The following is a 12,664-nucleotide window of genomic DNA, read 5'->3' as shown; positions in this document are numbered from 1 at the left end:
CAAAACCGCTAGACTGTTTGCCAATGGCTCATCAAGCACTTGCCAAGATCAGAGGGCGTGGTGTTATGGACGATCATCTCATCACATTGGTTGAACACCATGAAGTGTTTTAGTTCATCGCATAAAGCATGAACCAACGACTCATGGTTTTTGATCCTGTCTTCCACAACCAAGTTACGAATATTGAGCAAACCACTCTTTCTATCAACTTTGCAATCCATTCGTGCCACCAGCCCACCTTGCCACAAAATCGGTAAGCTAAAATAGCCAAACTGACGCTTAGCTTCAGGTACATAACACTCAAGAAGATAATCAAAGTTGAACAGTGATTGCATTCGCTTACGTTGAATCAACAGGTTATCAAACGGAGACAGTATCTTTAATTTAGTTCGAGAAAGAGGCTGATTCAGCAGTTCAAACGCATTAGGCAACACATAATAATCCGATCCTTGAATATCTACTTTCATCAACTGCTTATCTTCAAGCATCCGCTGGAGTGTTTTCTGAATCAGAGGTTTTGTGTTCTTGAGCAGATAACTCATTTCCGATGCGATTCCCACACCATTGGCTTCTAAATAACGCGTAATTAGATGCTCGATGTACTCTTGTTCCGTTGGTTCTGAGGTATCAATACCACTCGGCAAAACTCGCTCGGTTAGGTCATACACCTTATGGAAGTTCATTCGGCTCGGCACCATTAAGTCACCTTGCATAAACAAAGTCTCTAGTGCCTGTTTGGCAGGTTTACCGCCCCATCCGCCGGGGTTTGGCCTATCCCCTTCAAAATCTTTCGCCATCAATGGCCCTTCATTCTCAATACGTTTGAGAACATGAGCCATCAGTGCATCATCCTTTTTATACCAATGCTTAAGCTTACCGCTCGCAAACCCGTTCTTTCGATGCAAGCTGAAACGGTAGTCACGCATGGGTAAATACGCGGCGGCGTGCGACCAATACTCAAACACTTCTCGACGCTCTAACAGCTTATCCAGATGATCAAGCTTGTAGTCTTGATTACGATTCCACAGCGTATGATGGTGAGCTCGCTGAATCACAGAGATGGTATCAATTTGCACATATCCAAGGTTTTCAATCGCAGACAGCGTGTTCGCCAAAGTGCCTCCATTGCGTTGCTTTTTGGGCGGCAATTTTTGCGAAAGCAGTACAATTTTTTGCGCTTGAGCGAGTGACAGTGATTCCATGAAATTCAGACTCTAATTGATACCAATAATCGGCTTATGATTCAGCAATAAGCTCTTGAAGAATTTGCTTGTATGTTTCTACCGTCTGCGCACCAGTGACTGCACTCTTGCGATTGAATACCACGGTAGGAACCGCAGATATCCCCATGCGTTGCCATTCAAACTCTTGCGCTTCAATTTGCTTCAAGTTATCGATGTTCTTTAGGCGTTTCAATGCCTTCGTTGAATCTAGCCCAACTGCTTCAAGTTCTTGCGCGATAACCTCAAGATCAGATAGATCTTTCTGCTCTGAAAAATGAGCAGTAAAGAAGCGTAGCTTTAACTCAGTCTGTTTGCCATGCGCCAACGCGAAATCGAGCAGCACATGCAGGTGACGTGAATTGACCATTCTCATGCTGTCATAGAAATTGAAATCGAAACCAACCGCTTTGCCACGCGCCGCAAGCTGTTCGCGTGAACTTTGACTCTCTTCTGCGCTAGAGCCGTATTTTCTCATGATATGGTCACGCAGGTTTTCACCCTCTTGCGGCATATCGGGATTCAGCTCAAACGGCTGCCATTCAAGTTCAATTTGCTCTGCTAAGCCAAGTTCTGAAACGGCTTGCTCTAGATTTTTGTAGCCGACTACGCACCAAGGGCACATTACGTCAGAAATAATATCAAGTTGAAGTTTCTTGCTCATCGTCATTCCAAATGATCATTGATAAGGCATGTCCGCTGTATAAGCAGGCATCCAATTTATCTTCAGACTACAACAAGCTGAACAATCGTTCAAATTTAACTAAGTTCAACATTAACGAACAAAAAAGCCAACTCATGTTCACGAGTTGGCTTTGATAAAAATCTGTTGGAGCTTAAGAGCGTTACGCTAGCAACTTCTCAAGCACTTGGAACACACCCGCATCAACGTTACTTGGCGCGCCAAAACGCGCAATCTCTTTTAACTTTGGATGTGCGTTTTCCATCGCGTAAGAGTGGTAGCTCTCTTTAAGCATTTCCAAGTCATTGAGGTAGTCACCAAAGCTCATGGTCTGCTCGTAAGTGAAACCTAAAGTGTTCTGTAGATGTTTAATCGCCGCACCTTTTGACGCTTCAGCGTTCATCACATCCAACCAAATTTTTGCACTGACAACCACTTGGTAGTTCTCACCGAATTTGGCATCAATAGTTGGGTTCACTTTCTCTTGTGAACCGTCGAAGTGACAGATAGCCACCTTGATGAAATCGTCTTCTACCGCCAGTAAGTCTTCTACTTGCTCACGGCGATGGTAGTACTTAGAGATCTCCGCTAAAGCACGTTCATCTTTGGTTTCAATGTATGCAGACTTTTTACCACAAAGTACAACGTGTGCACCTTCAATCGCACGCGCTTCTTTGATGATGTCTTTGATGGCATCAGTATCAAGTAAGCAGCTGTAGAGCTCTTGCCCTTTGTGCATCACTAATGTGCCGTTTTCAGCAACGAACATCATGCGATCTTTTAGCGGAGAAAATGTTTCCATCAGGCTGTAATACTGACGACCCGATGCCGCAGCAAAAATGATGTCTTGAGCTTCTAGTCGCTCATAAAGATTAAAGAATTCTGGGTCTAACTTTCCGTGTTCATTAAGAAGAGTGCCGTCCATATCAGCAGCGATAAATTTGATGTTCTGTTGTGGCATTTCAGGGCTTACCTATAAGTAAAGATTAAAGTGTAAATTATGATTTTTCGTTATCTTGTGTAACGGTTCTGCCTTCGATTATATCGCTAGAGTAGCCAGTGAATGCAATGCTTTTCGGTCGATTTCTTTGTTTAAATCTAAGATCTTGTTTATGCGCAATAAGAAGGTAAAAACAGATAAAAATCGAATATCAAGCTTAACTAAAACCATTGTTCTGAGATGCCAATTTAAGCCGACTTATAAATTTCGCATTGACCAATAAAAGAAATAGGCCTACCATTAATCGTCTTTTAACGATTATGGAAAGCGAAACATCAATATGAACGAAACTTGCCCTACAACTGGTGGCTGTGCTCTACCAATCGGACATGGTGATACCGAAGCTGAAACGCAAATGGCAGCTCTGGCCAAAGCGCTCGCTCACCCGGCAAGAGTTCGTATATTGAGTATCCTTTCAACGCTAGAAAAATCGGGCGGCTGTTTGAACAGTGACTTGGTTAGTGAATTAGGTTTGGCGCAATCGACAGTATCAGAGCACCTAAGAATCTTGAAAACCTCTGGTTTCATCACTGCTGAATCGATACCACCGAAGATGTGCTACCGCATTAATCGAGATAATATTCAGCAATTTGAGACGCTAATCGACACTATTTTGAAATAGATTTATCGCGCTTAGTTTGTCGAATACGGAATAAATTAAGCGTATTTTTTTGCTTCCCAATATCGTTTTTCGACGATTAACGATATCAACCAAAGAGAAAATATCATGAAGCCAAAATTAGGTTTTCTAGATCGCTACTTAACGCTGTGGATCTTTATTGCCATGGGTCTTGGTGTACTGCTTGGCATCCTATTCCCACAGATCGAGCAGTGGAACGAATCTATGTCGGTTGGTACCACCAACATTCCACTGGCAATTGGCCTTATCTTAATGATGTACCCACCTCTGGCTAAGGTTAACTACAACCTATTAGGCACTGTGGTCAAAGATAAGAAAGCCATCAAACTATCTTTGATCATGAACTGGCTTGTTGGCCCAATTCTGATGTTTGTGTTGGCGCTAACATTCTTAGGTGACCACCCAGGTTACATGGTCGGCGTGATTCTGATTGGTCTTGCTCGTTGTGTGGCGATGGTTCTGGTTTGGAACGACATCGGCGGCGGTAACAAAGAGTATGGCGCGGCATTGGTTGCTCTAAACAGTGCATTCCAAGTGGTGAGCTACAGCTTTATGGCGTGGCTATTCATCAGCGTTCTTCCACCAGTATTTGGTTACGAAGGCATGATGGTTGATATCTCGATGATCGATATTGCACACAGTGTTCTTATCTACCTAGGAATCCCATTCCTAGCGGGCTTCCTAAGCCGTAAGATCCTGGTGTCGATGAAAGGCGAGCAGTGGTACAACGATGTGTTCATTCCACGCATCTCGCCAATCACACTGATTGCGCTATTGGCGACTATCGTTCTGATGTTCAGCCTAAAAGGCGAGATGATTGTAGAGCTGCCAATGGACGTATTGTTGATTGCGGTTCCACTGACTATCTACTTCACAGCGATGTTCTTCATCAGCTTCTTCATTGGTAAGAAGATGGGTATTGAATACGACAAGAACGCTTCAATTGCATTCACAGCGACAGGTAACAACTTCGAGCTAGCGATTGCCGTTGCTATCTCAGTATTCGGTATCAACTCAGACCAAGCGTTTGCCGGTGTTATCGGTCCACTGATTGAAGTACCTGTGTTGATTTACCTAGTGAACGTGGCGCTTAAGATGAAAGACAAGTACTACAACGGTCAGACGGTTAAACCTAGCGTCTAGGATCTACATCTAGCACTCACAAAAAGCAGTATCACTTGAAACAGAAAGGCTCACACGTTAAACGGTGAGCCTTTTCTTTATTCAGTTTCGTCTAATAAGCCTTTCAATGCTTGTTCAAGCCAAAGTAATGCAGGACCTTTAGAGCGTGTTTTAGACAGAACAAGATCAACGGGCGGCGACCACGTTTTGTGATCGAATGAGACATTAATCTCCACTAAACGCTGCTTATTCAGCTCCTCTTCGACAAGGTGCTTGGGTAAGTATGCCCAGCCAATATCGCTGCCAAGTACCATCTCTTTGATCACAATAAAGCTGTTTGACCACCATACCTTTCCGGCAATCAGCGGAAACTGATCCATCACCTTGCCTTTGTCTCCCCTCAACATTAACTGACGATGCGGGAGTAAGTCAGTGAGTTTCGCCACACCTGTTTTTGCGAGCGCATGCCTTGGATGACACACAGCAATAAACGGTAAGTGACCGATAAAGCATGGCTCAGAACCGACATCAAAAGCCAAGTTGGTAAACATCAATCCAATGTCGGCTCTCTCTTCGATAATTAACGGATTGACCTCTGTTGTGGTACACGCAACCAGTTCAACTTCAGTAGCAGGGAATTGTTGACTGAACTGACTAAGGATCTTAGATAAGTTCGGAACCAGTAATGAATCATCTAATGCAATTTTGATGAGCCCCTCTTCACCGCTACCCATCGCGTTAACCGTCACATTCAGATCTTCAACCTGAAGCACGATCGCTTTCACCTGTTTAAATAACTGCTCGCCCGCTTTGGTTAGTGAAGGCTTTCGAGTCGAACGATCAAAAAGCTCAACATTAAAATCTATTTCAAGATTACTGATGCCTTGGCTCACCGCCGACTGCACCTTACCTAACTCGCGAGCACTGGCAGAAAATGACCCTAATTCAACGGCATACACAAACATTTTCAGCTGTTCAATGTTGTACATTTGGTTTCTCCCAAAACTTACTATCACTATATATGATGCTAACTATCTTTATATTATCACTTAACTAGATATTATCTAACCAAGTCATTAGCCCATCGGCGGCTATTTAATCGTAAAGAGAGTTAGAAAAATGTCACATAAAGAACGCATGTTGCACATGGTGCTATTTGAATTAGCAGCTTTGATTTTGATGGCCGTGGCGGCAACTTACATTGTTGGGGGCGGAGCAGTAAAAATGGCAGGCTTGGCGCTGTCTTTGTCGCTGATTGCGATGACGTGGAACTACGTCTACAACTACGGTTACGACAAGATTTACGGTGCTGACCGCAACAAACGAACCAAAAAAACACGTATTCTGCACGGCTTAGGTTTCGAACTGGGTTTGATGCTGGTGACGTTCCCGCTACTAATGTGGGTACTTCAACTCGATTTCTGGACTGTACTAGTAATGGATATCGGAATTGTTATCTTCTTCGTGCTTTACGCGATTGCGTTCAACTGGGTGTATGACTCGATCCGAGCTCAGTTGGTTGCGAGAGGAAAGGTTACTGCTCTGGTTTAGAGCGGTAAGTTCATCTCGTATAACAAGAACATACACCCAAATGAAAACTGCCAAACTACAACATAGTTGGCAGTTTATTCATTTATGCATATAAGCTCATTTATTAACGCCCTTGTTACATAGCAAAAACATCACACAGTCCTCCCTAATTAAGTCTAATAATCCGCCACTCACGAAGTAGCATCACAAATCCAAACATAAACTCCTCGTACCAGTTGCGCATTCATTTACATATAGGTAGTTTGAGCGACTTCGCAACCTATCAATTCGAGCAATGACGTTCATGCGAGCATCTTTTTCGAGCAAAAGTGTTCGGATTAACATTTCAAGTGACTTTAATTAACAATTTTATGCTCAAACGCTCACTTTTGATGTTCGTTTATTTTCGAGTTCGCAAATATATGCACAATACACGTGCTAGATAAGCAAAACTAAAAAGGACTCGAACATGACAACAAACAAACACCTTTCTTTATTTGGGCAATGCTTGGCTGAATTTATCGGTACAGGATTACTCATATTCTTTGGCGTTGGCTGTGTGGCAGCATTGGTACTAACCGGTGCGACATTCGGACAATGGGAAATCAGCATCATCTGGGGCTTCGGTGTTGCGATTGCAATTTACTGTACTGCCGGCGTTTCAGGCGCACACATCAACCCAGCGGTGACGATTGCACTGGCCATGTTCCATGGCTTTGACAAAGCGAAAGTAGTGCCTTACATCATTTCGCAACTGCTTGGAGCTTTCTGCTCTGCAGCATTGGTTTACAGCCTGTACAGCAACCTATTTACTGACTACGAAATCGCACATAACTTCGTTCGTAGCAGCCAAGACGCACTATCAACTGCTGGTATCTTCTCGACTTACCCACATGCTTCACTTTCTTTCTTCGGCGCTTTTGCTGTGGAATTCGTGATTACTGCAGTGTTGATGTTTGCCATTTTAGCGTTAGGTGATGAGAACAACGGCGCATCTCGCGGTGCAATGAACCCTCTACTGATCGGTATTCTTATCGCAGTAATTGGTGGTTCTTTAGGTCCACTGACTGGCTTTGCAATGAACCCTGCTCGTGACTTCGGGCCAAAACTTTTTGCTTACTTTGCAGGTTGGGATTTCGCACTAAGCGGTGCTCGTGATATTCCTTACTTCATCGTTCCAATTCTTGCTCCAATTGCTGGTGCGTGTTTTGGTGGTTGGTTGTACCCACGTGTTATCGGTGCTTACCTGCCAGTAGAAGGCCAAGGCTGCACAATTCCAAACCAATGTGAAACAGAAGAAGAAGCTGAACAAGCTCAAGCTTAATCCCTAAGCGACCTTACATTTACTAAAATATAAATAACGAAAGAAAAAGGATTCTTACCATGACCGAGCAAAAATACATTGTTGCCCTAGACCAAGGCACCACAAGTTCTCGCGCTGTAATCCTCGATCACGATGCAAACATCGTTAGTTCTTCTCAACGAGAATTCACTCAGATTTACCCGAAAGCGGGTTGGGTTGAGCATGATCCAATGGAGATCTGGGCGACTCAAAGCTCTACATTGGTTGAAGCTCTTGCTAAAGCAGGTATTCGCAGCGATGAGCTAGCGGGCATTGGTATCACGAACCAACGTGAAACCACCATTGTTTGGAACAAAGAGACAGGCAAGCCTGTTTATAACGCAATCGTATGGCAGTGTCGCCGTACTGCAGACATCTGTGAAGACCTAAAAGCGCGTGGCCTAGAAGACTACGTACGTGACAATACTGGCTTAGTCCTTGACCCGTATTTCTCAGGTACCAAAGTAAAATGGATTCTAGACAACGTTGAAGGCGCTCGCGAAGACGCTGAAGCTGGCAAATTACTGTTCGGTACAGTTGATACTTGGTTGGTTTGGAAAATGACTCAAGGACGTGTACACGTTACGGATTACACCAACGCGTCACGTACTATGTTGTTCAACATCAACGACCTATGCTGGGACCAGAAGCTACTTGATGAAATGGGCATTCCAGCAGTCATGATGCCTGAAGTGAAACGCTCTTCAGAGGTTTACGGTCAAACGAACCTTGGTGGTAAAGGCGGTACGCGTATCCCAATCGCGGGTATTGCGGGTGACCAACAAGCTGCACTTTACGGTCAAATGTGTGTAGAAGCAGGCCAAGCTAAGAATACTTACGGCACGGGTTGTTTCCTTCTAATGAACACAGGCCAAGAGAAAGTAACATCGAAGAATGGTCTACTAACAACGCTAGCATGTGGCCCTAAAGGCGAGCCTGCATACGCGCTTGAAGGTGCGGTATTCATGGGTGGCGCATCTATCCAATGGCTACGTGATGAAATGAAGCTACTGGCTGGTGCAGAAGACTCTGAGTACTTCGCAACCAAAGTAGACTCTTCAAACGGCGTTTACGTGGTTCCTGCATTTACTGGCCTAGGCGCACCCTACTGGGATGCTTATGCTCGCGGTACGATTGTCGGCCTAACTCGTGGTGTTAACTCTAACCACATCATCCGTGCAACGCTGGAAGGCATTGCTTACCAAACGCGTGACGTACTAGACGCGATGCAAGCGGATTCAGGCATCAAGCTAGCGAAACTACGTGTTGATGGCGGCGCAGTAGCGAACAACTTCCTAATGCAATTCCAATCAGACGTGCTGGATACTGAAGTTCACCGCCCGGAAGTAACAGAAGTAACGGCTCTTGGTGCCGCTTACCTTGCTGGCCTAGCGGTTGGTTTCTGGGACAGCATTGACGAGCTTCAAGACAAAGCCGTTCTTAACCGTACCTTCATGCCACACCACGACGAAGAGAAGCGTAACCGCCGTTACAAAGGTTGGAAGCGTGCTATCAAGTGTGCACAGGTTTGGTCTGAACTGCACGATGACGACGAAGAGTAATCTAAGCGTGAGTTAACAGAGGAGCACGAATAATCCCTTATTAATCGATTCGATTGTTCGAACCTCAGCAAACGAAACTAAAAAGAGCACTATTTTGTGCTCTTTTTTGCGTTTCAGGCTCAAATTCCATGTTTTGAGCAGCGTTTTTGCGGTTTAGACATGATTCCTTACCATCATTACTTCTCTCTTTTCATCAATTCGAGCACAATAGTGTGAGTTTATATTTTCGATTTTGACGCGCTAGAGCCCTTTGCGCGCAGGGAGTGGTAAGTTAAGTGAAGCAGATACCAAGACACCAGCAGATTGTAGATCTGGTAAAAACACAAGGATATGTGAGTACCGATGAGCTCGTTGAAAAGTTCGATGTTAGCCCACAAACCATCAGACGAGACCTCAATGAACTTGCCGATAGCAACAAAATCCGTCGCTATCACGGTGGTGCAACCATTCCTTTAAGCTCAGAAAACACCTCTTATAACACGCGTAAAGCGCTTAACTTCAACGAAAAAGACGTGATCGCCGACGAGCTGGTTAAACATATCCCAGATGGCGCAACCTTGTTCGTTGATATCGGCACCACACCTGAATCGGTTGCTCGCGCACTCAACAAAAACCACAAACAGCTACGAGTTGTGACCAACAACATTAACGTTGCAAGCATCCTTCTACCGAACCCTGAGATCAAGGTTATCTTGGCGGGCGGTGAAGTACGTAACCGCGATGGTGGCATCGTCGGTGAAGCGACACTCGATTTCGTGAAGCAGTTCCGCCTCGATTTCGGTATCTTGGGCATCAGTGGCATCGACTTTGACGGCTCGTTACTCGATTTTGACTACCACGAAGTTCGAGTGAAACAAGCCATCATCGAAAACAGTCGCAGCATCTTCTTAGCCGTCGACCACACTAAGTTTGGCCGTAACGCGATGGTTAAGCTCGGTAATATCTCTCAAGCCCACATGGTGTTTACTAATAAGCAGCCACCAGAAGAGATTCTCAACATCCTTAAAGATTCCGCAATACCATTAGAAGTGATCGATACCGCTCGTCCTATGAGCGAATAACTAAACATAAGAGCTCAGTGACGCCACTTTCTTAAATGATTCACGATTCTTTATAGAAAAGTTAATAAAGTAAAACTTGCTCGCTGTCACTGTCGCTTCTATGCTCGAATTAGACTTATTTGAACCTCTGCCTTCATAAGCAGAGGTTTTTTTATGCCCAAATCACATAAAACGCGCATAAACGAAAATAATAAATGACCGCAAACGAAAGTTCATATAGGATTCAATTATGTTCTAAAATGCTCGTTCGCTCAGAAAGAGGTCAAAACCATGAGTGCTCAACAAAATAATTCAAACAACAGTACACCTTCCACTTTAGACTTGATCGTGATTGGCGGCGGCATCAACGGTGCAGGCATCGCGGCAGACGCATCAGGTCGTGGTCTAAACGTTGGCTTATACGAAGCAAATGATTTCGCATCTGCAACGTCTTCTGCCAGCTCAAAGCTTATCCACGGTGGCCTACGCTACCTTGAACATTACGAGTTTCGTTTGGTTTCGGAAGCACTCGCGGAACGTGAAGTCTTGTTAAGAAAAGCACCTCATGTTGCTCAACCAATGCGTTTCCGTTTACCACATCGACCATTTTTACGCCCGGCTTGGATGATTCGCTGTGGCCTATTCCTTTACGATAACTTGGGTAAGCGCACCACTCTTCCTGGAAGTAAGACCGTCAACTTAGCGAAATCAGGCCAACTGAAACCAGAAATGAAGACAGGCTTCGAATACTCAGATTGCTGGGTTGATGATGCGCGTATGGTGTTGCTCAACGTATTAGCAGCAAAAGAAAACAACGCAGAAGTTCGTAACTACTGCCGAGTTGAAAAAGCGCACCGTGAAGGCGGCATCTGGCATGTGACGATCCTTGATGTGATGACAAACCAGCGTTTTGAACGTAAAGCGAAAGCACTGGTCAACGCAGCTGGCCCTTGGGTTAAGCAGTTCTTTGATGATGGATTAGAGCAAGCTTCGCCTCGTAATATTCGTCTGATCAAAGGCTCTCACATTGTTGTGCCACGTATTCACGACGAACCACAAGCGTACATCCTGCAAAACAAAGACAATCGTATTGTGTTCATGATCCCTTACCTAGATAAGTTCTCGATCATCGGCACTACCGACCTTGAATACAAAGGCGACCCACGTAACGTCGCAATTGATGATGTCGAAGTGGATTACTTGATTGATATTGTTAACCAACACTTTGTTAAACAGCTTGGCCGTGAAGATGTGGTTTGGACATACAGTGGCGTAAGACCGCTTTGTGACGACGAATCGGATTCACCACAAGCGATCACTCGTGACTACACGTTGGAATTGGACGCAGAGCTCGATCAAGCACCACTGCTTTCGATCTTCGGTGGCAAGTTGACCACTTATCGTAAGCTCGGCGAAGCGGCACTTAAGAAGCTTGAGCCACACCTAACCAACATGGGTGCACCATGGACAGCGAACGACACGCTTCCAGGCGGTAACTTTAGTTGCAGCAGAGAGCAGCTTGCGAAGATGATCCACACTAAATCCCCTTGGGCACCTGAAGCGCTATTGCTTCGTTACGTGACTCAATTCGGTACTTACACGTGGAAACTACTGGAAGGCGCAAATAGCGAAGCTGACCTTGGCATTCAATTCTCAAGCGAGGCACATGGCGTTTATCAAGTTGAAATCGATTACTTGATCAATGAAGAGATGGCGATGACAGACGAAGACATCTTGTGGCGCAGAACCAAGCTTGGCCTGTACATGAGTGAATCAGAGCAGCAAGCAGTAACGGATTACCTGAAAGAGAAACTACAAAGCAAGGTAGTGAGCTTTTCTCAAGTAGGCTAACCCCACCAACCTAAGCATGGTTCAAGAACATACTTAACAACGAAGCTTAGCGTCCCCCGCGCTAAGCTTTTTTATATCCACCCTATTTACAAAACCTTAGTGCTAACTGAGTTTGTCTATATCTACGGTTTCTTGTATCCAAATATTCTTATGCGTTCAGATAGAGACTGGAATGCAGAAACGAAAAAAAACTCCCGAAGGAGTTTTTATTGTCTAAACCTGCAGTAACCGTTTAGCGATCTAACGATTTAACTTAGCTAGTCAGCAAAATTACCAACTCACTAGCCAGTTAAACGAGCATGCAGTGAATCTTTAAGCTCAGAACGATCATGTTTCAATTGGTGCATCGAGCCGTCATCAATGGGTGAATCTTTCAGCTCTAGTTTACGAATTTCTTTATCAAGGTTGTCGTATGTCTTCATATCTGCTGCAAAGCCATCGTCAGTTTTAGCAAGCTCAGCAATTTTGTCTTTCATTTCAGGAAATTCGTGAACAAGAGAGTGATTTTCACCTAGCATAGAAACCTCTTAAGTTGAGTAAAGTGATTGGTAGTACACATTCATTATTTACCTTAGCAAGGGACTCAAATAACAAATGAGATCCAGTACACAGCCTAGAATATAGACAGTTCAGATTCACAAATTTACAACATAAATCGGCAGGGATGCGTTGTTT

12 protein-coding genes are annotated in these 12,664 nt (G+C 44.5%); 7 read left to right on the top strand and 5 right to left on the bottom strand.

Going from position 1 to position 12,664, the window contains the following annotated elements:
• Nucleotides 1–8 precede the first annotated feature (8 nt).
• From AB4180_RS03090 to AB4180_RS03080, 3 genes are all read right to left on the bottom strand, one after another.
• Entirely contained in the window at nt 9–1,202 is a 1,194-nt protein-coding gene (locus AB4180_RS03090; RefSeq protein WP_017102296.1) for a winged helix-turn-helix domain-containing protein, read from the bottom strand.
• A 34-nt stretch (nt 1,203–1,236) separates the two neighbouring features.
• Nucleotides 1,237–1,884 carry a DsbA family oxidoreductase gene (locus AB4180_RS03085; protein WP_017102295.1) on the bottom strand — a complete coding sequence of 216 codons (648 nt, stop codon included), beginning with the start codon at nt 1,882–1,884 and terminating at the stop codon, nt 1,237–1,239.
• Between the two features lie 181 nt (nt 1,885–2,065).
• Nucleotides 2,066–2,863 (bottom strand): Cof-type HAD-IIB family hydrolase, encoded by a 798-nt coding sequence (locus AB4180_RS03080; RefSeq protein ID WP_102249465.1) that lies wholly within the window; start codon nt 2,861–2,863, stop codon nt 2,066–2,068.
• 319 nt (nt 2,864–3,182) lie between these two features.
• Between AB4180_RS03080 and AB4180_RS03075 the strand changes: the two genes are divergently transcribed.
• Nucleotides 3,183–3,524 (top strand): helix-turn-helix transcriptional regulator, encoded by a 342-nt coding sequence (locus AB4180_RS03075; protein WP_017102294.1) that lies wholly within the window; start codon nt 3,183–3,185, stop codon nt 3,522–3,524.
• Nucleotides 3,525–3,629: 105 nt separating this feature from the next.
• Nucleotides 3,630–4,685, top strand: coding sequence for an ACR3 family arsenite efflux transporter (gene arsB, locus AB4180_RS03070; protein WP_017102293.1), 1,056 nt, complete (start codon nt 3,630–3,632; stop codon nt 4,683–4,685).
• 77 nt (nt 4,686–4,762) lie between these two features.
• Here the strand turns inward: arsB and AB4180_RS03065 are convergent, their stop codons facing one another.
• Nucleotides 4,763–5,653, bottom strand: a complete 891-nt coding sequence (locus tag AB4180_RS03065; RefSeq protein ID WP_017102292.1) for a LysR family transcriptional regulator — start codon at nt 5,651–5,653, stop codon at nt 4,763–4,765.
• A gap of 130 nt (nt 5,654–5,783) precedes the next feature.
• On the opposite strand from AB4180_RS03065, the gene AB4180_RS03060 reads away from it, so the two are divergent.
• From AB4180_RS03060 to glpD, 5 genes are all read left to right on the top strand, one after another.
• Nucleotides 5,784–6,215 carry a PACE efflux transporter gene (locus tag AB4180_RS03060; RefSeq protein ID WP_102249466.1) on the top strand — a complete coding sequence of 144 codons (432 nt, stop codon included), beginning with the start codon at nt 5,784–5,786 and terminating at the stop codon, nt 6,213–6,215.
• Between the two features lie 448 nt (nt 6,216–6,663).
• A complete protein-coding gene (locus AB4180_RS03055; RefSeq protein WP_102249467.1) occupies nt 6,664–7,518 on the top strand; it encodes an MIP/aquaporin family protein in 855 nt (284 codons plus the stop codon).
• A gap of 59 nt (nt 7,519–7,577) precedes the next feature.
• Complete coding sequence (gene glpK, locus AB4180_RS03050) at nt 7,578–9,098, top strand: glycerol kinase GlpK (RefSeq protein WP_017108454.1); 1,521 nt, start codon at nt 7,578–7,580, stop codon at nt 9,096–9,098.
• Nucleotides 9,099–9,373: 275 nt separating this feature from the next.
• Complete coding sequence (locus AB4180_RS03045) at nt 9,374–10,159, top strand: DeoR/GlpR family transcriptional regulator (RefSeq protein ID WP_017100307.1); 786 nt, start codon at nt 9,374–9,376, stop codon at nt 10,157–10,159.
• 270 nt (nt 10,160–10,429) lie between these two features.
• Nucleotides 10,430–11,989, top strand: coding sequence for a glycerol-3-phosphate dehydrogenase (gene glpD, locus AB4180_RS03040; RefSeq protein WP_102249468.1), 1,560 nt, complete (start codon nt 10,430–10,432; stop codon nt 11,987–11,989).
• A gap of 281 nt (nt 11,990–12,270) precedes the next feature.
• Here the strand turns inward: glpD and AB4180_RS03035 are convergent, their stop codons facing one another.
• On the bottom strand, nt 12,271–12,507 hold the full coding sequence (locus AB4180_RS03035) for a YdcH family protein (protein ID WP_004732244.1): 237 nt from the start codon (nt 12,505–12,507) through the stop codon (nt 12,271–12,273).
• Between the last annotated feature and the right edge of the window lie 157 nt (nt 12,508–12,664).

The sequence above is a fragment of the Vibrio sp. 10N.286.49.C3 genome, from assembly GCF_041469545.1.
GTDB classification, from domain to species: Bacteria; Pseudomonadota; Gammaproteobacteria; order Enterobacterales; family Vibrionaceae; genus Vibrio; species Vibrio tasmaniensis_A.
The sequence above is the reverse complement of the archived record's forward strand: the minus strand, read 5'-3'. Positions and strand labels throughout refer to the sequence as shown.

Coding starts and splice junctions, on each gene's coding strand:
- glpD (WP_102249468.1), top strand. CDS start 10,430: ATGAGTGCTCAACAAAATAATTCAAACAACAGTACACCTTCCACTTTA.
- AB4180_RS03065 (WP_017102292.1), bottom strand. CDS start 5,653: ATGTACAACATTGAACAGCTGAAAATGTTTGTGTATGCCGTTGAATTA.
- AB4180_RS03080 (WP_102249465.1), bottom strand. CDS start 2,863: ATGCCACAACAGAACATCAAATTTATCGCTGCTGATATGGACGGCACT.
- AB4180_RS03075 (WP_017102294.1), top strand. CDS start 3,183: ATGAACGAAACTTGCCCTACAACTGGTGGCTGTGCTCTACCAATCGGA.
- AB4180_RS03055 (WP_102249467.1), top strand. CDS start 6,664: ATGACAACAAACAAACACCTTTCTTTATTTGGGCAATGCTTGGCTGAA.
- arsB (WP_017102293.1), top strand. CDS start 3,630: ATGAAGCCAAAATTAGGTTTTCTAGATCGCTACTTAACGCTGTGGATC.
- glpK (WP_017108454.1), top strand. CDS start 7,578: ATGACCGAGCAAAAATACATTGTTGCCCTAGACCAAGGCACCACAAGT.
- AB4180_RS03035 (WP_004732244.1), bottom strand. CDS start 12,507: ATGCTAGGTGAAAATCACTCTCTTGTTCACGAATTTCCTGAAATGAAA.
- AB4180_RS03085 (WP_017102295.1), bottom strand. CDS start 1,884: ATGAGCAAGAAACTTCAACTTGATATTATTTCTGACGTAATGTGCCCT.
- AB4180_RS03060 (WP_102249466.1), top strand. CDS start 5,784: ATGTCACATAAAGAACGCATGTTGCACATGGTGCTATTTGAATTAGCA.
- AB4180_RS03090 (WP_017102296.1), bottom strand. CDS start 1,202: ATGGAATCACTGTCACTCGCTCAAGCGCAAAAAATTGTACTGCTTTCG.